Below are 18,360 nucleotides of genomic sequence, written 5' to 3'. Positions count from 1 at the left end.
TTTATCATCCTTTTCTACTATTTTATTTAGTCCTGTTTAGACGAGTCTGGTTTCGTTTCTGAACTCGTTGAAGACGAACTGCTGGTTGAAGAGCCCGTTGACGAGGTCGTTGACGAAGAACTCGAGCTAGACGATACTGTTTTGGTTGTAATTTTCATTGTAGTGTCAAATGGCATAATGACGCTTGGCAAGACATTTCCATTTTTATCAACTGCTTGTAGTGGAACAGAGGCCGAGTAGTTACCTGTTATCCGTTCACTCGTCGGCAAGATGGCAATGACACGATCTACTCTAGAGAGAGTCTCCTCGTCACTAATAACCGTTACTTTTTCATCTGACACAGTGACTGTATCAATTTTCACACGAGAATCAATCTGACTAGGGTCAATCTCCGGCACAACGATTACATTATCTCGTTTTGCTTTTTTACCGACCTTGACTGTTATCTTTTGCGGAGTTGCAACAGCCGTCAAACCACTCGGTAAATTTTCAATGGTTAGAGGAACTTCGATGGTTCCTACACTGGCATTGGTTAAGTCAGCTTTGACCTTGAATTTTCGAGTGCTTTCCTGCATCTCGCTCGCCAAAGCAACTCTGTTTGACCCTGTCAGAAAGATCGTCACTTCAGATGTAAAACCACTGATAAAATACTGATCACTGTCATACTGAATATCGATTGGGACATTAAGAACCGTATTGGTATAGGTTTCTGTCCTCACCTGTCTGGCACTGTTGCTATTCTGATAGTTTGTTGAAGTCGCATAGATAAAAAGGATGCAGGCGAAAAAGAAGGAAGAAATAATATAAAGACTATTTTTTCTCATGTTTCAATCCTCCTAGCAAACGCTCCTTCAGACCTTGTTTTTTCTCTGATGTTGGAAGCAAGATTCTTCTTAACTCCGATTCAAACTCTTCCAAGGTCAAATCATGCTTAAAGACTCCATTATAGGTGATTGAGATTCCGCCTGTTTCCTCTGAAACCACAAAGGTAAGAGCATCCGATACTTCTGACAAACCAATCGCTGCCCTGTGACGTGTCCCAAATTCCTTGGAAATTCCTGTATTTTCAGTCAGGGGTAGGTAGGCTGAAGTTACGGCAATCCGATCTTCTCTGACAATGACCGCACCATCGTGCAAGGGAGTATTGGGGATAAAGATATTAATCAATAACTCAGAGGAAATCTTAGCATCTAGAGGAATCCCAGTTGAGATATATTCCTGCAAGGTTCTTACTCGCTGAACAGCTACCAGAGCACCAATCTTACGGGGGCTCATGTACTCGACTGATTTGACAAAGGCACGAACCATTTGCTCTTCCGCACTAATAGGGGCATTGTAGAAGAAATCCGTAGCCCGGCCCAATCGTTCCAAACCAGTCCGAATCTCTGGTGAAAAAATAACTACTGCTGCGATAACCCCATAAGTGATGATCTGATTGATCAACCAGGAAATGGTTGTCAAACCAATCATATTGGACAGAATCTGACCTAAAATAAAGACCAGGACTCCCCGCACCAATATCATGATTTTGGTCCCTGCAATCGCTTTGGTAAAATGATATAAAATATAAGTCACAATGAGAATATCAATCAGATTGATGACTATCGTCCAAGGACTTGAAAACAAACTCGTCCAGTATTGTAAATTGGATAATTGTTGAAAATTCATCCCTGGCCTCCTCCCTGTCAAAACACTTTCTGTACCATTATACCATTTTTTGCCCATTTTTTCCCTATCCTACCTCATTTTAAATTAAGCAAAAATATGATAAAATAAACTGATTAGAAAAAACGAAGGAGAAATCATGTCTCAACTCTATGATATTACCATTGTCGGTGGCGGTCCTGTTGGGCTCTTTGCTGCCTTTTACGCCCACCTACGCCAAGCCAAAGTCCAAATCATTGACTCCCTTCCCCAGCTCGGTGGTCAACCTGCCATCCTCTATCCTGAGAAGCAAATCCTTGATGTGCCAGGTTTTCCAAACCTAACTGGGGAAGAGCTGACCAATCGCTTGATTGAACAGCTAAATAGTTTTGAAACACCTGTTCACCTCAACGAAACTGTTCTAGAAATCGAGAAACAAGATCAAGGTTTTACCATCACAACCAACAAGGGAAACCATCTGACCAAAACAGTCATCATTGCCATGGGGGGTGGAGCCTTTAAACCACGGCCACTCGAATTGGAGCATGTTGAGGACTATGAAAACATCCACTACCACGTTTCCAACATTCAGCAATACGCTGGTAAGAAAGTGACCATTCTTGGTGGTGGGGACTCCGCAGTGGACTGGGCTCTGGCTTTTGAAAAGATTGCCCCAACTACTCTCGTTCACCGCAGAGATAATTTCCGCGCCTTGGAACATAGTGTGCAAGCCTTGCAAGAATCATCTGTGACCATCAAGACACCGTTCATTCCTAGCCAACTTATCGGAGATGGAAAAACACTCGATAAACTAGAAATCACCAAAGTCAAATCAGATGAAACCGAAACTATCGAAGTAGACCATCTCTTTGTCAACTATGGTTTCAAATCATCTATTGGCAATCTTAAAAATTGGGGGCTGGACCTCAACCGTCACAAGATTATCGTCAATAGCAAGCAAGAGTCTAGCCAAGCAGGAATCTATGCCATCGGGGACTCCTGTTACTATGAAGGTAAGATTGATTTGATCGCTACAGGACTGGGTGAAGCTCCAACAGCTGTTAACAATGCCATTAACTACATTGACCCTGAACAAAAAGTTCAACCCAAACACTCGACCAGTTTATAAGAAAAAAACCACGAATCAACGATTCGTGGTTTTATAATTCATCTGCTATTTTATTGATTTTTCTGAGTCTGTGATTGACACCACTTTTAGTCAGGGGATTACTCAGGCTATCTGCCAACTGCTGGATAGAGTAGTCTGGGTGCTGAATCCGCAACTGCGCTACCTCTTGCAAATCCACGGGTAAATTTTCCAAACCCATTCTATCTTTGATTTTACTGATATTATTGATGGTCTTCATACTAGCAGAAACCGTTCGAGCGATATTGGCTGTTTCAGCGTTATTGGCTCGATTGAGATCGTTACGGGTTTCACGCAAAATCTTGATGCGCTCAAAGTTATCACGCGCCTGCATGGCCCCAATCACGATCAAGAAATCCATGATGTCTTCTGCCCGTTGGAGATAGGTAACTGCACCTTTCTTGCGCTCAATAACCTTGGCGTCCAGCAAAAACTGCTGAAGGAGAGAGGCCAGTCCTTGGGCATGGTCCAGATAAACAGAACTAATCTCCAACTGGTACTTACCAGACTCAGGATCTCGGATGCTACCATTTGCAAGAAAGGCCCCACATAAGTAAGCACGTCCAGCTTCTTCATCTGCTAAAATATCGGGATCAATACCTGTCTCCAAACCAAAGAAGGAATCCGCAAGCCGCAAATCAGCTAAAAGCTCCTGCACTCTCTCATCTGTATAGACCGTGTAAACACGATTCTTGCGAAGATTGCTCCTCTGATGGTGTCGAATCTCAGACTTAATCTCATAAAAATGGAGAAAGGACTCATAGAGATGCCGAGCCAACTTAGCATTTTCAGTCACAACAGACAAGGTCAGGCCAGAAGTCGAGAGACCGATGCTACCAGACATCTTGATAATGGCCGATAGTTCATAACGACTGAGATGGTGTTGACCAAGAATTTCCTCTTTTACTGCGACTGTAAAACTCATTTTCTCACCTGTATAATGCGCATCAATTCATCTACAATCAAATCGCCATCATGGAAGGCTCCTCCATTTTCCAAACGAAGGAAGTTGGATGAAATCACACGAGGAACCTGCTTGCAAAGACCAGCAAAGTCATGCTCTACCTGAATCAAATATTCATCAAAACGGTTGGTATCCATGTATTCTCTAGGAACCTTTTCGATATTAACCAAGACCGTATCAATAAATGGCCGACCTAAGTGTCGATGGAGGACTTCTACGTGGTCACTGTCTGAAAAGTACTCTGTTTCCCCACGCTGGGTCATGATATTGCAGACATAGGCGATTTCCGCCTTAGTCTCCAAGAGAGCCTGTCCAATCTCCTCGATGACAATATTGGGCAAAATTGACGTAAAGAGGGAACCAGGCCCCAAGACGATCATGTCACTCTCGAGAATAGTATTGACCACTCGTCGGCTGGCTTGGGGTGTTTCATCATCCAAGGTATTGGTCACATAGACATGGTCGATCATACCTGGATGATCTGCAATGTGGCTCTCACCTGCCACCTCAGAACCGTCTTTAAAGACTGCATGCAGTGTCAGAGGCTGATCGCTCGATGGGTAGATTTTTCCTGTTGTGTGGAAAAAGAGACTTAGCAGCTGCATGGCATTATAAGTGGATCCTTGCATTTCAGATAGGCCAGCAATGATAATATTTCCAAGCGGATGACCCGCAAAAGCTCCAGCCTCTTCTGAGAAACGGTACTGAAAAACCTTCTCATAAAACTTAGGCATATCCGACATGGCTACCAGGACATTGCGAAGATCGCCTGGTGGTGTCAGCTGTTGGATATTCTTTCTTAGCTCACCAGAAGAGCCACCATCATCAGCTACCGTTACGATGGCTGCGATATCAACATCCTTTTCTCGCAAGCTTTTCAAAATGACGGGGATACCAGTTCCTCCACCAATTACCGTTATCTTTGGTTTTCTCATGAACGGTTTACCGTTTCCTTTCTTCTGTCTTTGTCACGATGGCTTTCATTGACAGGCCAGTTTTTAGCAAGGTCCTCAGCGATTCGTTTTGCAAAGGCAACACTACGGTGTTGTCCACCTGTACATCCTACTGCAATGGTTAAAACAGACTTGCCTTCTTTTTTGTAACTTGGCAAAATGGGTTCAATCAAAGCGAGTAAGTGCTGATAGAAACTTTCAGACTCCTCATGATGCATCACATAGTCATAAACTGCTTGATCCTCACCTGTCTGATTGCGGAGTTCCGGAAGGTAGTATGGGTTTGGCAAGAAGCGGACATCAAAGGCCAAGTCTGCATCAATAGGGATACCATACTTGAATCCAAAAGACATGACCTCGATACGGAAAGACTGGGCTTGTTCTTGGTCTGAAAATTGCTCAGCAATGGTTTTACGCAGTTCACGCGGAGTGAGTTCTGTCGTATCCACCACATTTTGACTCATGTTTTTCAAAGGTGCCAAGAGTTCACGTTCCAGCTTGATGCCATCTAAAATCCGACCATCAGCAGCTAGAGGGTGACTTCGTCTAGTTTCCTTATAGCGTGCCACCAATTCCTTATCTGCTGCGTCTAAAAAGAGGATTTTGAAGTCCAAATCATCTTGGTTTTCCAATTCATCCAAAACAGCCTGAATCTCTGAAAAGAAGGAACGGCTCCGCATATCGACTACTAGGGCTAACTTATGGTCATCATCCTTGGTCTCTACCAACTGCAAAAACTTTGGCAAGAGGGCTGGTGGCATATTGTCAATAGTAAAATATCCCAAATCCTCGAAGGACTGAATGGCTACCGTTTTCCCTGCACCACTCATCCCTGTCACAATCACCAGGTGAAGTTGTTTCTTTGTCATCTATCTCTCCTTATATCAAAAAAAGTTTGGCAGAGCCAAACTTCAACTAGCTTATCCAATCTCTGCGATCACTTCAATTTCGACTTTTACATCACGAGGAAGACGTGCAACTTCCACAGCTGAACGAGCTGGAAATTCCTCTTTAAAGGCAGTCTGGTAAACCTCGTTAAAAGGAACAAAGTCATTCATATCACTCAAGAAGCAAGTTGTTTTGACAATATGGTCAAAGTCTGTTCCTGCTTCAGCCAAAATAGCACCGATATTTTTCAAGACTTGTTCTGTCTGTTCTTGGATCGTTTCTCCTACAATTTCTCCAGTTTCAGGAGATAGGGGAACTTGACCGCTAGCAAACAAAAGATTGCCAACGATTTTTCCTTGAACATATGGTCCGATAGCTTTTGGAGCTTTGTCTGTATGAATTGTTTTTGCCATTTCTTTCCCTCACAATTTTTCTAATATTGCATCCCAAGTCTGATCCATCCCTGCCTTGCTGACAGATGAAAAGAGGATGAAGTCGTCACTTGGGTCAAAGTTTAATTTCTTTTTGATTGCTGATTCGTGCTTGTTCCACTTACCACGAGGAATCTTGTCTGCCTTGGTCGCAACGATGATAACCGGAATCTCATAATACTTGAGAAATTCATACATCTGTACATCATCTGCTGACGGGTCGTGACGGAGATCCACCAGACTGACCACGGCACGGAGATTTTCCCGAGTGGTCAAATACTCCTCAATCATGCGCCCCCATTTTTCACGTTCCTTTTTGGAAACGCGGGAATAGCCATAACCTGGTACATCCACAAAACGCATCTTGTCATCAATGTTGAAAAAGTTGAGTAACTGGGTTTTCCCAGGTTTTCCTGATGTACGAGCAAGATTTTTGCGGTTCAACATGGTGTTGATAAAGCTAGACTTGCCAACATTTGAACGCCCTGCAAGGGCAATCTCTGGCAGGTCATCCTGCGGATAGTGGGACTTATTTGCCGCACTGAGCAAAATTTCAGCATTATGTGTATTGATTTCCATAATCACCTCTAGGCTGTTTCTAGGATTGGTTTTTCCGTTCCAGCCACAGCTTCTTTTGTGATGCGGACCAATTTCACATTTTCTTGACTTGGCACTTCAAACATAACATCTAGCATGGTTTCTTCGATGATTGAGCGAAGACCACGCGCACCAGTTTTGCGTTCGATAGCCTTATTGGCGATTTCCTGAAGGGCTTCATCGTCAAATTCCAACTCAACGTCATCATAAGAAAGCAAGGTTTGGTATTGTTTGACCAAGGCATTTCTTGGCTCTTTCAGGATGCGAACTAAGTCATCAACCGTCAATTGCTCAAGAGCAGCAAATACAGGCAAGCGTCCAATCAACTCAGGGATAATCCCGAATTTTTGAATGTCTTCTGCGATGATTTCTTGCATGTAGGAGCTGTTTTCGTCAATCGCCTTGTTATTTTGGCCAAAACCGATGACTTTTTCTCCCAGACGTTGTTTAACGATTTCTTCGATGCCATCAAAAGCACCACCCACGATAAAGAGGATATTTTTAGTATCCACCTGAATCATCTCTTGTTGTGGATGTTTGCGTCCACCTTGAGGCGGTACGCTGGCTACAGTTCCCTCGATAATCTTGAGAAGAGCTTGTTGTACCCCTTCGCCCGAAACGTCACGTGTGATAGACACATTCTCGCTCTTCTTGGCAATTTTATCAATTTCATCTACGTAGATAATCCCACGTTCTGCACGTTCGATATTAAAGTCAGCAGCCTGCAAGAGTTTGAGGAGGATATTTTCCACATCCTCACCTACATACCCAGCCTCAGTCAGAGCTGTCGCATCTGCAATAGCAAAAGGCACATTCAAGCTCTTAGCCAAAGTCTGAGCCAAGAAAGTTTTTCCTGAACCGGTTGGACCAATCATCAAAATGTTTGACTTCTGCAAATCCACATCTTCTGACTCTTCACGCGTATCGTGAAAATTGATGCGTTTATAGTGATTGTATACAGCCACTGTCAAGGCACGTTTGGCACGATCTTGACCAATCACATAATGGTTCAAGATATTGAGGAGTTCGATTGGCTTTGGTACTTCAGACAAGTCTGCCAAAACTTCCTCGGCCAACTCCTCCCGAATGATTTCCTGAGCCAACTCAACACATTCATTACAGATAAAGGCGTTGTTCCCAGCAATTATTTTCTTTACTTCTTCTTGGCTTTTGCCACAAAATGAGCAATAAACCATCATATCATTTTTCCTATTTGTAGGCATGATTTCCTTCCATTCTAATTTATCATTCTATCTAAAATAAGTTCATGTAAAAAGCATGAATACTGTTTACCAGATTGGTAAAAGCATTCAACCAGAGTAAGGCAGACAGTCCATAGCGCTTCTTACGAAAAGCCTGTGCTCCAGTCAAAATACAGATCACACACAAAAAAGCTGTAAAAAATCCAAATATACTGCGCTCCATTAGACTTCCTTTCTATCTCGGTATTCGATGGTAAAATCATAGTCGTTTTTCTCATCTCGGGTGTAAGATTTGCTTGCTACTGTCTCAAAACGAGACAAGTCAAACTCCTCAGGAAAATAGGTATCTCCCTCCACCTGAGCATGAATCTGCGTCACGATAATTTCATCTAAATAAGGCTCAAAAGCCTGAAAAATCTGCTTTCCGCCAATGATATAGAGATTTTTTTCCTGCCTCTGATACCACGCTAAAACAGACTCCACATCTTGAAATACGAGCGCCCCATCTATGACTTCTTCGCTATTGCGCGTTAAAATCAGGGTTTGCCGTTTTGGAAGCAGACGACGTCCCATACCATCAAAGGTCACTCGTCCCATCAGTATAGCATGATTTAAAGTTGTTTCCTTAAAATGTTGCAACTCTGCTGGCAAATGCCAAGGGAGACGATCTTCCTTCCCAATCACACCTTTTTCATCTTGGGCCCAAATGGCTATGATTTTCTTTGTCATGCTTCCGTCCTTTTTATTGATACTACTATTTTATCAAAATTCTCCCAAAAAGACTGTTTTGAAACGCGCGCAAAAGAGAGAAAAGGAGCAGGCTTCATTTAGCCTGCTCCTCTCGTCCCTAGGACATATATTTTTTTGCTTCTGATTCGATTTTTTCGACCACTTCTTGGATACTTAGTCCAGTTGTGTCAAGGTAAACTGCATCCTCAGCCTGTTTGAGAGGTGAGGTTTCACGATGACTATCCTTGTAGTCACGCGCCGCAATCTCTTCTTTCAGCGTTTCAGGGTCTGTCTCAATCCCTTTAGCAATATTTTCCTTGTAACGACGCTCTGCTCTTTCTTCAACAGAAGCCACTAGGAAAATCTTGAGTTCAGCTTGTGGTAAAACAACTGTCCCGATATCACGCCCATCCATGACGATACCACCTTGCTGAGCAATCTCTTGCTGGAGCGAAACCAGTTTCTCACGCACTTCAGGAATGGCAGCAATGCTTGAAACCTTGTTGGTCACTTCATTTTCACGAATCGGATGCGTAATATCAACATCTCCTACAAAAACAAGTTGCTCACCTGTTTCTGAACGACCAAAACTAATGGGGTGTTGGTTAAGAAGCTCGAGAAGTTGGTCTACATTTCCTGCATCCAACTGGTGTTTGAGCGCTATATAAGTCGCAGCACGGTACATAGCACCCGTATCGAGATAAGTGTATCCAAAATCCTTAGCGACAATCTTTGCGACCGTACTCTTGCCACTCGAAGCTGGACCATCGATAGCAATTTGAATTGTCTTCATGACCGACTCCTATCTTGTCTTAATCACATCACCTGGGTTGGCAAACCAAGATCCAGATGACATGTGAGAAGGATTTAGGGCTTCTAGCTGGGCAATGGAAATCCCTGCACGTTGAGCAAGAGCTGCTTCTCCCTCTCCAGGCTGTACTGTAAGTGTTCCTTCACCTTCTGTATGCTCTTCCGAACTGCTCTCTGAAGGTGTTGATTCAGAAGAAGCTGTTTCCTCTACCTTGCTACTTGAAGATGATGATGCTTCCACTTTAGAACTTGCACTTGTAGAAGGAGACGATGCATCATAGAAATCCTTCAAAGATGAAGTACGATTGCTTCCACCGGTTGATAGGTAAATCAATACAACTACCATCGCTACTACGATTACAAAGAAGAGGCTAGCTAGAACCGTCAAGACACGATTCGCAACAACGCCTTTCCCTTTTTGTTTCCGGTGTCGACGCTCTGATCTTGTTTTTTCCTCATTGTTTTCGTAGATATCTTCTTGCCACGGTTCTTTTTCCATACCTTACTCCTTGTTTTTTTTACATTTTCTTATTACAATATAAATATGAAAGTCACACTTATACCCGAACGGTGCATCGCCTGCGGGCTTTGCCAAACCTATTCTGAACTCTTTGATTACCATGATAATGGAATCGTTCGATTTTACGATGATCCAGTCGAATTGCAAAGAGAAATCGCTGAGACCAGCGATGTTCTGGAGGCCATCAAAAATTGTCCTACAAGAGCACTTCTAAAAGATCCTTCGTAGTATGCAGGGAATAAATATAATTGATTTTTTCTCATTTTTCCCACACTTACTAGTTTAGCATATTTCTAGGTAAAATTATAGTCTTTTTTGGTTATTTTTTCCTTCAATAATAGAAAGGTCACTTTTTTCTTTGACGAGATAGAGTGGTCTTTTTTTGGTCTCTAGATAAATCTTGCTGATATACTTACCGAGAATCCCAATCGTCAGGAGTTGAATCCCTCCAAGAAAGAGGATGACAGCCATCAAAGAGGTCCAACCAGATGTCGGATTTCCCAAGATAAGAGTCCGAAACACTACAAAAATAGTCATCACAAACGAAAGAAAACAAGATAGGAGTCCCGCTACAAAGGCTATACTCAAGGGGAAATCTGAAAAGTTAAGAATCCCTTCAATCGAGTAGAAAAAGAGTTGTCTAAAACTCCAACTGGTCTTGCCAGCCTGTCGTTCAACGTTTGGATAATCAAGATAGTGCGTTTTAAAACCCACCCAGGCAAAGAGTCCTTTAGAAAAACGATTGGACTCGGTCAGGGTCAAAATAGCATCTACCACAGACCGTCTCATCATGCGAAAATCACGGACACCTGAGGGCAAGGCTACTGGGCTGATTCTTTGCATGAGGCGGTAAAAGAGGTCAGCACAGAAACTGCGGAAAAAGGGTTCTCCCTCCCGACTAGTTCTCCGTGTCCCAACACAGTCTATGTCTGCATTTTGGTCTAATAAGCCTTTCATCTCAAGTAGCATACTAGGAGGATCCTGAAGGTCTGCATCCATCACGACCACCAAGTCTCCAGTTGCATGCTGCAAGCCTGCGTATAAGGCTGCCTCTTTCCCAAAATTTCGTGAGAATGAGACATAACGGACCGCAGGATTTTGCTCCCGATAGGTCTTCAAAAGCTCTAAGGTCCCATCACTTGAGCCATCGTCTACAAAGACATATTCGACCTCTCCTCCCAAGTCAGGAAGCAGAGCTTCCACAGACTGATAAAAAAGAGGAAGTACTTCCTCTTCGTTTAGACATGGGACAATGATTGAAATCATCATCTTAGTCTTCAAATCCATTTGGATGCTTGCTTTGCCAACGCCATGCGTCTTCACACATTTGAGTAATGTCGAGTTCTGCTTCCCATCCGAGCTCTGCTTTGGCTTTTGCTGGGTCTGAGTAGCAGGCAGCTATATCACCTGGGCGGCGTTCTACGATGCGGTAAGGAATAGGACGTCCCACTGCTTTTTCCATATTTTGGATAATTTCAAGAACGGAGTAACCTTTACCAGTTCCAAGGTTATAAACATTAAGACCTGAATCTTTTTGAAGTTTTTTCAAAGCTGCAACGTGACCTTTAGCTAAATCGACAACATGGATGTAGTCACGAACACCAGTTCCATCTTCCGTATCGTAATCATCTCCAAATACTTGCACTTGCTCTAGTTTGCCAACTGCTACTTGTGAAACATAAGGCAAGAGATTGTTTGGAATTCCGTTAGGATTTTCTCCCAAGTCACCGCTCTCATGTGCTCCGATTGGGTTGAAGTAACGCAGCAAGACCACATTCCATTCTGAGTCTGCCTTGTAGATATCCGTCAAAATTTCCTCTAACATGAGCTTAGTACGGCCGTATGGATTGGTCACTGAAAGTGGGAAATCTTCTAAGATTGGAACAGTGTGAGGATCTCCGTAAACTGTCGCCGAAGAACTGAAGATGATGTTCTTACAGTTATTTTCTTCCATGGCTTTTAGAAGGCTGACAGTTCCTGCGATATTGTTGTCATAGTAGGCAAGAGGGATACGGGTTGATTCGCCAACAGCCTTCAAACCCGCAAAGTGAATCACACCGGTCGGTTCTTCCTGCTTGAAAATATCTCTGAGTGTATCTGTGTCACGGATATCTGCCTCATAAAAAGGAATCTCGACTCCTGTAATTCTTTCAACAACTTCTAAACTTTTACGATTGCTATTGACAAGATTATCCACCACAACGACTTGATGACCTGCTTGGATCAACTCAATAACAGTGTGGGTTCCGATAAATCCAGCACCACCAGTTACCAAAATCTTTTCTTGCATCTTTCTTCCTCGATTCTCGGATTATTTTTTCTTATTTTATCATTTTTGATAGGGAATGTCATTTGACATCCTAAACCACCTGCTAAAATTTTAGTAAAATGCTTATACTCTTCGAAAATCAAATTCAAACCACGTCAGCGTCGCCTTACCGTACTCAAGTACAGCCTTCGGCTAGCTTCCTAGTTTGTTCTTTGATTTTCATTGAGTATTATTCGCTTTTTACTCGTTTGACATAGTTTGCAATTGGATAGTTTACTGGGTCCAAGGTCAACTCCTTGTCTTGGACCAGCTGGGCTAGATGGTAACCGATGATCGGCCCCGTTGTGAGACCTGACGAACCTAGACCACTAGCCGCATAGACACCTGCCAATCCTGGCACTTGTCCAAAAAATGGGGAGAAATCACTGGTGTAGGCACGGATTCCCACACGCTCACCAGATGATTTCGCTTCTGCCAAGGCTGGGTAGTATGTCAAGGCTGCTTCCTCCATTTGTTGAAGCAAGGGTTCATCCACCGTCAAGTCAAATCCCATATCATTTTCATGGGTAGCTCCCAAGGACAATTTCCCACCTGCAAAAGGAATCAAATCCCACTCCCCCTCTGGCATGACAACAGGATAGGATTCCATATCTTGGGTAAGTTGATAATCTCGGAGTTGTCCTTTTTGGGGGCGAACATCTACCTCATATCCTAAAGGCTCCAAAATGTCCCCCAACCAAGCTCCCGTCGCTAAAACAACCCGTTCAAACACCTCTTCGCCAATCTGATAGCCGGATGCTAAAGATGTCAGACTCACTTTTTCTTTGACCAGCTTGACTTGACTGGCTTCTAGCAAACGAGTCACTAAGAGGTGGCCATCTACTCTCGCTCCACCAGAAGCATAGAGCAGGCGGTCAAATCCCTGCAAGCCAGGAAATAATTCATTTGCAGATGCTTGGTCTAAAATGGCTAACTGACCTATCAAGGGAGATTCTTCCCTACGCTGGAGTGCTAGTTCATAGAGTTCTTCTAACTTGGATTCGTCCTTTTTCAAGAGAAAAACTCCCGAACGCTGGTAAAAGTCGATTTCCTGACCAGATTTTTCTAAATCAGCCAACAAATCCACATAAAAGTCAGCCCCCAAGCGCGCCATCTTGTACCAGGCCTTATTACGACGTTTTGAAAACCAAGGACTGATAATTCCCGCTGCTGCCTTGGTAGCCTGACCTTGTCCATGGTCAAAAACGGTCACCTCTAGGTCACTTTCTTTCGAGAGGTAGTAGGCAGCAGTTGCCCCTACAATCCCTGCTCCAATAATGGCAACTTTTTTCATTGTCTTCTCTTCCTAACTAGATATGTGGAAAGGATTGGTCGATGCTTGGCTAGGTATGATATCAATGGTCCAATCCTTTTCTGCCTTCCATTGAGTAAGAAGTGCTGCGATTTTTTCCACAAAAAGCACTTCGATATAATGTCCTGGATCCAATGCCAGCAATCCATCAGACAACATATCCTGAGCTGTGTGGTAGTAAATGTCACCAGTGATATAAACATCTGCTCCCTTAGCTAAAGCATCCTTATAAAAAGATTGCCCGCTGCCACCACAGATGGCCACTCTTGAAATAGACTTCTGCAAGTCATTCTCTTGATAATGCACCAATCGAAGACTATCTAGACCAAAGACTTGCTTGACATGTTGGGCCAATTCCCCAAATGTCTGAGGCTGAACATTCCCAATACGTCCAATTCCACGTCCTGGGCCTGTTTCCTGCAGATAGGTCGTGTCCTCAATACCTAGCATCTGGCAGAACCAGTCATTTAACCCGTTATCAACGATGTCAATATTGGTATGGCTGACATAAACTGCGATGTCATGCTTGATGAGGTCGATGTAAATCTGATTTTGCGGACGGCTAGCTACCAAGTCCTTGATCGGACGGAAAATCGGCGCGTGCTTGACAATAATCAAGTCTACACCCTTTTCAATGGCTTCAGCCACCGTTTCTTCACGAATATCGAGAGCCACCATGACACTTTGGATATCCTTGTCCAAAGTACCGATTTGCAGGCCACGACTGTCTCCCTCCATGGAAAATTCTTGAGGGTAAAAGGCTTCATAGCGTTTAATGACTTCACTTGCTAGCATGGAGCACCTCCTTGATGGCTTGAATTTTATCTACTAAAACTTGACGTTCTTCCATATTTTTTTCTGGAATTTGATCAAGGGATAATTCTAACTTAGCAGCTTCTTTTTGCCATTTTTGGACAAAGGCTGGGCTGACTTCTTTGGACAAGATAGGTCCAAAACGGACATCACTGGCTGATAGCTTCATTTGTCCTGCTTCCACCACTAGAATTTCATAAAACTTGCCTGCTTCTTCTAGGATGCTTTCTGCTACGATCTGAAAACCGTGATCTTGTAGCCAGATGCGCAAGTCATCTTCACGATTATTGGGCTGGAGGATTAAACGCTCTACATTAGCTAGCTTTTCCAAACCTTCTTCCAATATGGTAGCAATCAAACGGCCTCCCATACCAGCAATGGTGATAACCGAGACTTGGTCTACCTCCTCAAATGCTGCCAAGCCATTGGCTAAACGGACTTGGATTTTCTCCTTTAGACCGTGAGCCTCAACATTTTTAACCGCAGACTGATAAGGACCTTCCACCACTTCCCCTGCAATGGCGCTTTTGATTTGGCCTCTCTCGACTAACTCAATAGGCAGATAAGCATGGTCACTCCCCACATCTAGTAAAATGGCACCTTGCGGTACAAAGGACGCCACCAATTCTAATCTCTTTGAAATCATCTTCTCTCACTTTCCAAAACTCTATTACCTCTTATTATACCATATTTCAGCTAGCAATCTTGCACCTAAAAAGACCGCAATCCACAGATTGCAGCCTTTCTTTATTTTCTAGCTTGATAACGACTGGTTAAGATAAATATCACCGTAAAGACAGCCATCATAACAAGGTAAACAGGGAATGTTTGTCCTGTAAGTGTCGAAATTTCAAGCAGTTTCTGAATTCTCGGGAAAAGAGCCGTAGCCAGGAAACCACCTACTGACCAAACAATCAAGAGGACACGCCAGAGGGTGAATGGCATGCAGGCTCTAAATACGGATAAGAAACCGATAGATCCAAGGAGATAATAGAGTAGGGTTGAGATTCCTAACTCAGACCAGCCTTGACTCGCTCCAAATAGTTTCATAAAAAGAACGCTGAACACGACCATGAGGGCACTTGGTAGGGCACGAAGCATGGATCTTCTGAGGAAGTTTGGTTCAACAGGTTTGATATTCCGCTCAAAAGTCAGAACGAATGGTGGGAAACCTTCCACGAATTGGTCAATCACGGTAATCTGGATCGGAATGAAAGGGAAAATCAAAATCCACTCAGACCGTCCTAGTAAAACACTGGCAATACAGATGACTGCAAGCAGGAAGGAATAGATGGTCTTTATCAAGAAAATCGGTGCGATATGGGCAATGTTATTAACCACGCGACGACCTTCAAAGAGAATCTCAGGAACATCATTAAAGTCTGAGTTCAAGAGAACTAGATTGGCGATCTGGCGAGTCGCCGGATCTCCCTCAGCCATCACGATCGAACAATCTGCCTCACGGAGGGCCAGGATATCATTGACACCGTCCCCTGTCATAGCTGTTGTATGCCCTGCTTTTTTCAGAGTTTGGATGATGAGTTTCTTTTGATGAGGGGAAACACGTCCGAAAATAGCTGTTTCCTCAGCCATAGCAATCAATTCCTCATCTGTGATTTTTGAGCAATCTACATAGCTGTGATAGTCTACAAAGCCAGCCTTCTGGGCAATGCTGGATACTGTAACGGGATTGTCGCCAGAAATAATCTTGAGGCCCACTTCCTGGGAACGGAGATAGTCCAGCGTCTCAGCTGCTCCTTCTCGAATCGGGTCCAAGATCTCCAGCAAGGCCAGGGCCTGAATATCAGATGGTTTCTGTGGTTTGTGATAGTCTAGTTTTTCCTGACTGAGGGCTAAGACCAAGACACGTGACCCTCTCTCTAGGGCCTCTCTGGCTTCAGGGACTTCAGAGTCCAACAACATCTCAGGCGCACCTAAGAAAACTGTTCCTAGCCCTTCCAATTCCATAGCCCCCCACTTGCGGTCGCTTGAGAAAGGAAGATTCGAAAGCATAGGGTAGACGACCTGTCCTTGGAAACGCTGACGAATGGCTTGGGCTGTTGGATTTTTATCCTCACTATGAGCGATGTAACTAGTCAGAATGTTAGTAATAGCCTCTTCACCATAAGTTTCCGTCAGAGGAAGAACCGCCTCCACCTGCATCTTTCCTTGGGTGATGGTCCCCGTCTTGTCCAGACAGAGCATATCCACGCGCGCCAAGGTCTCGACAGAGTACATCTCCTGCACTAAAACCTTTTTCAAGCCCAGCTTGATCACCGCAGTCAAAAGCGAAGTGATGGTCAAAAGGGCGATTCCCTTGGGCAACATACCCAAAAGGGCTGTCGATGAATTTACAACGGATGACTTGAGGGGCAAACCTTTTAACATCAAGGCTTCTAGCAGGAGAGCTAGACCAAAGGGAATAATAATCTTCCCAGTAAAACCAGCTAGCTTGTCTAGCGATTTCATGATACGGGAGTTGATCGGTTTCACTGTCTTAGCTTCCAGCATGAGTTTGGAAGCATAGTTGTCTGCCCCGACATGGTGAACTTGAGCCAAAACTGCGCCACTGGCTAGGAAACTCCCTGATAAAAGCAAGGCATCCACTTCTTTTTGCACCAAATCACTCTCACCCGTCAACATAGCTTCATTTACTTCCGCAAATCCTTCCAGAACCAGAGCATCACTAGGAATCTGCTCCCCAGCAGACAAACGAATGACATCTTCTAGAACCAACTCTTCTGGATCGAGAGCGACTTCTTGACCTTCACGGATGGTTTTGACCTTTTCCTTGGTCATGAGATTGAGCTTGTCCACCATATGTTTGGCCCGTAGCTCAGTCACAATCCCAGAAAAAGCGTTAAAGCAGATAACGGCAAAGAAAACCAGATTGCTCCAAGCCTGTACAAAGGCAAGCGCTAGGGCAATAACAAAGTTTAATGCGTTAAAAAGTGTAAAAACATTTCGTTTTATGATTTGCCAAGTACTGGTACTGGCTGAAGCGGTAAAGTCATTGACCAAACCTTGAGCCTGTCTTTCCTTGACTTCTCTTTGGGTTAATCCCATAATCTTATTTTTATCCATAAATTCTATCATATCATTTTTTTTAAAAGAATTCTAATCCCATCTAAAACTGTTGGCTGATAACTGAAAAAGTTTGCCAGTAGTCTTTTGATAAGGTATAATAATAAAAGCAATACAATCGAAGGAGATCTCATGTTTTATACTTATTTGCGTGGACTAGTCATGCTGATCTTGTGGTCCATCAATGGCAATGCCCACTATCACAATACTAATAAAATCCCTAGCCGAGACGAAAACTATATCCTCGTCGCACCTCACCGTACCTGGTGGGATCCTGTTTACATGGCCTTTGCGACCAAGCCAAAACAGTTCATCTTTATGGCCAAAAAAGAGCTGTTTAACAACCGTATCTTTGGCTGGTGGATCCGTATGTGCGGCGCCTTTCCTATCGACCGGGAAAAACCTAGTGCCTCTGCCATCAAGTACCCTATCAATGTCCTCAAAAAAAGCGACCGCTCTCTCATCATGTTCCCAAGCGGGAGCCGTCACTCAAATGATGTCAAGGGTGGAGTAGCTTTGATTGCTAAGATGGCCAAAGTCCGTATCATGCCGGTTACCTACACAGGTCCTATGACCTTGAAAGGCTTGGTTAGCCGTGAACGTGTCGATATGAACTTTGGAAATCCAATCGATATCTCAGATATCAAGAAAATGAATGATAAAGGAATCGAAATGGTTGCAGACCGCATCCAAGCTGAATTCCAACGTTTAGACGAAGAAACCAAGCAATGGCACAATGATAAAAAACCAAACCCACTCTGGTGGTTTGTCCGCATCCCAGCCCTCATCCTTGCTGTGATTGTTGGTATCCTAACAATTATCTTTACCTTCATTGCAAGCTTTATCTGGAATCCAGAAAAGAAGAGAGAGGCTCTTGGTTAAAAAACACAATTATCCCTTGGCAAAAGGGCTCTATAATATCTGTAGTGGGTAAAAACCACTATGGAAATTATGGAGC

Annotated in this window: 20 protein-coding genes; 3 read left to right on the top strand and 17 right to left on the bottom strand. The window is 43.6% G+C overall.

Features of this window, described 5'->3' with window-relative positions; all coding sequences use genetic code 11:
• Positions 1-26: 26 nt before the first annotated feature.
• Positions 27-824: a YbbR-like domain-containing protein gene (locus tag Q4A91_RS03495; protein WP_303207426.1), complete on the bottom strand. Its 798-nt coding sequence runs from the start codon at positions 822-824 to the stop codon at positions 27-29.
• Complete coding sequence (gene cdaA / locus Q4A91_RS03490) at positions 811-1,668, bottom strand: diadenylate cyclase CdaA (RefSeq protein ID WP_303207424.1); 858 nt, start codon at positions 1,666-1,668, stop codon at positions 811-813. Before cdaA ends, Q4A91_RS03495 begins: the two co-directional genes overlap by 14 nt.
• Before the next feature lie 136 nt (positions 1,669-1,804).
• Here cdaA and Q4A91_RS03485 point away from each other — a divergent pair, with 136 nt between their 5' ends.
• Positions 1,805-2,773: an NAD(P)/FAD-dependent oxidoreductase gene (locus Q4A91_RS03485; protein WP_303207423.1), complete on the top strand. Its 969-nt coding sequence runs from the start codon at positions 1,805-1,807 to the stop codon at positions 2,771-2,773.
• A gap of 31 nt (positions 2,774-2,804) precedes the next feature.
• On the opposite strand, the gene whiA is transcribed toward Q4A91_RS03485, so the two are convergent.
• The 9 genes from whiA to Q4A91_RS03440 form a co-directional block, all read right to left on the bottom strand.
• Positions 2,805-3,716, bottom strand: a complete 912-nt coding sequence (gene whiA, locus Q4A91_RS03480; RefSeq protein ID WP_303207421.1) for a DNA-binding protein WhiA — start codon at positions 3,714-3,716, stop codon at positions 2,805-2,807.
• A complete protein-coding gene (locus Q4A91_RS03475) occupies positions 3,713-4,690 on the bottom strand; it encodes a YvcK family protein (protein WP_303207420.1) in 978 nt (325 codons plus the stop codon). Before Q4A91_RS03475 ends, whiA begins: the two co-directional genes overlap by 4 nt.
• Entirely contained in the window at positions 4,687-5,577 is an 891-nt protein-coding gene (gene rapZ, locus Q4A91_RS03470) for an RNase adapter RapZ (protein WP_303207419.1), read from the bottom strand. Before rapZ ends, Q4A91_RS03475 begins: the two co-directional genes overlap by 4 nt.
• A 51-nt stretch (positions 5,578-5,628) precedes the next feature.
• Positions 5,629-6,009, bottom strand: a complete 381-nt coding sequence (locus tag Q4A91_RS03465) for a RidA family protein (RefSeq protein WP_049525012.1) — start codon at positions 6,007-6,009, stop codon at positions 5,629-5,631.
• Positions 6,010-6,018: 9 nt separating this feature from the next.
• Entirely contained in the window at positions 6,019-6,606 is a 588-nt protein-coding gene (gene yihA / locus Q4A91_RS03460) for a ribosome biogenesis GTP-binding protein YihA/YsxC (RefSeq protein WP_303207416.1), read from the bottom strand.
• 8 nt (positions 6,607-6,614) lie between these two features.
• Positions 6,615-7,847 carry an ATP-dependent Clp protease ATP-binding subunit ClpX gene (gene clpX, locus Q4A91_RS03455; protein WP_303207415.1) on the bottom strand — a complete coding sequence of 411 codons (1,233 nt, stop codon included), beginning with the start codon at positions 7,845-7,847 and terminating at the stop codon, positions 6,615-6,617.
• 201 nt (positions 7,848-8,048) lie between these two features.
• Complete coding sequence (locus Q4A91_RS03450; protein ID WP_303207414.1) at positions 8,049-8,555, bottom strand: dihydrofolate reductase; 507 nt, start codon at positions 8,553-8,555, stop codon at positions 8,049-8,051.
• A gap of 118 nt (positions 8,556-8,673) precedes the next feature.
• The gene (gene cmk, locus Q4A91_RS03445; RefSeq protein ID WP_303207412.1) at positions 8,674-9,348 is read right to left on the bottom strand and encodes a (d)CMP kinase; all 675 of its coding nucleotides are present in this window, start codon (positions 9,346-9,348) and stop codon (positions 8,674-8,676) included.
• A 9-nt stretch (positions 9,349-9,357) separates the two neighbouring features.
• On the bottom strand, positions 9,358-9,864 hold the full coding sequence (locus tag Q4A91_RS03440; RefSeq protein WP_303207411.1) for an SAG1386/EF1546 family surface-associated protein: 507 nt from the start codon (positions 9,862-9,864) through the stop codon (positions 9,358-9,360).
• Positions 9,865-9,909: 45 nt separating this feature from the next.
• On the opposite strand from Q4A91_RS03440, the gene Q4A91_RS03435 reads away from it, so the two are divergent.
• Positions 9,910-10,113, top strand: coding sequence for a ferredoxin (locus Q4A91_RS03435; RefSeq protein WP_002874767.1), 204 nt, complete (start codon positions 9,910-9,912; stop codon positions 10,111-10,113).
• Positions 10,114-10,188: 75 nt separating this feature from the next.
• On the opposite strand, the gene Q4A91_RS03430 is transcribed toward Q4A91_RS03435, so the two are convergent.
• From Q4A91_RS03430 to Q4A91_RS03405, 6 genes are all read right to left on the bottom strand, one after another.
• On the bottom strand, positions 10,189-11,154 hold the full coding sequence (locus Q4A91_RS03430; protein ID WP_303207410.1) for a glycosyltransferase family 2 protein: 966 nt from the start codon (positions 11,152-11,154) through the stop codon (positions 10,189-10,191).
• 1 nt (position 11,155) lies between these two features.
• Positions 11,156-12,175, bottom strand: coding sequence for a UDP-glucose 4-epimerase GalE (galE, locus tag Q4A91_RS03425; RefSeq protein ID WP_303207408.1), 1,020 nt, complete (start codon positions 12,173-12,175; stop codon positions 11,156-11,158).
• 208 nt (positions 12,176-12,383) lie between these two features.
• Complete coding sequence (locus Q4A91_RS03420; RefSeq protein ID WP_303207406.1) at positions 12,384-13,487, bottom strand: FAD-binding oxidoreductase; 1,104 nt, start codon at positions 13,485-13,487, stop codon at positions 12,384-12,386.
• A gap of 12 nt (positions 13,488-13,499) precedes the next feature.
• Positions 13,500-14,300, bottom strand: a complete 801-nt coding sequence (locus Q4A91_RS03415; RefSeq protein WP_303207404.1) for a Nif3-like dinuclear metal center hexameric protein — start codon at positions 14,298-14,300, stop codon at positions 13,500-13,502.
• The gene (locus Q4A91_RS03410; RefSeq protein ID WP_303207402.1) at positions 14,287-14,964 is read right to left on the bottom strand and encodes a tRNA (adenine(22)-N(1))-methyltransferase TrmK; all 678 of its coding nucleotides are present in this window, start codon (positions 14,962-14,964) and stop codon (positions 14,287-14,289) included. Before Q4A91_RS03410 ends, Q4A91_RS03415 begins: the two co-directional genes overlap by 14 nt.
• A gap of 101 nt (positions 14,965-15,065) precedes the next feature.
• Complete coding sequence (locus Q4A91_RS03405) at positions 15,066-17,402, bottom strand: cation-translocating P-type ATPase (protein ID WP_303207400.1); 2,337 nt, start codon at positions 17,400-17,402, stop codon at positions 15,066-15,068.
• A 132-nt stretch (positions 17,403-17,534) separates the two neighbouring features.
• Between Q4A91_RS03405 and Q4A91_RS03400 the strand changes: the two genes are divergently transcribed.
• Complete coding sequence (locus Q4A91_RS03400) at positions 17,535-18,284, top strand: 1-acyl-sn-glycerol-3-phosphate acyltransferase (RefSeq protein WP_303207398.1); 750 nt, start codon at positions 17,535-17,537, stop codon at positions 18,282-18,284.
• Positions 18,285-18,360 lie beyond the last annotated feature (76 nt).

Origin of the sequence: Streptococcus sp., from assembly GCF_030528045.1 — a bacterium.
Classification (GTDB): domain Bacteria; phylum Bacillota; class Bacilli; order Lactobacillales; family Streptococcaceae; genus Streptococcus.
The sequence above is the reverse complement of the archived record's forward strand: the minus strand, read 5'-3'. Positions and strand labels throughout refer to the sequence as shown.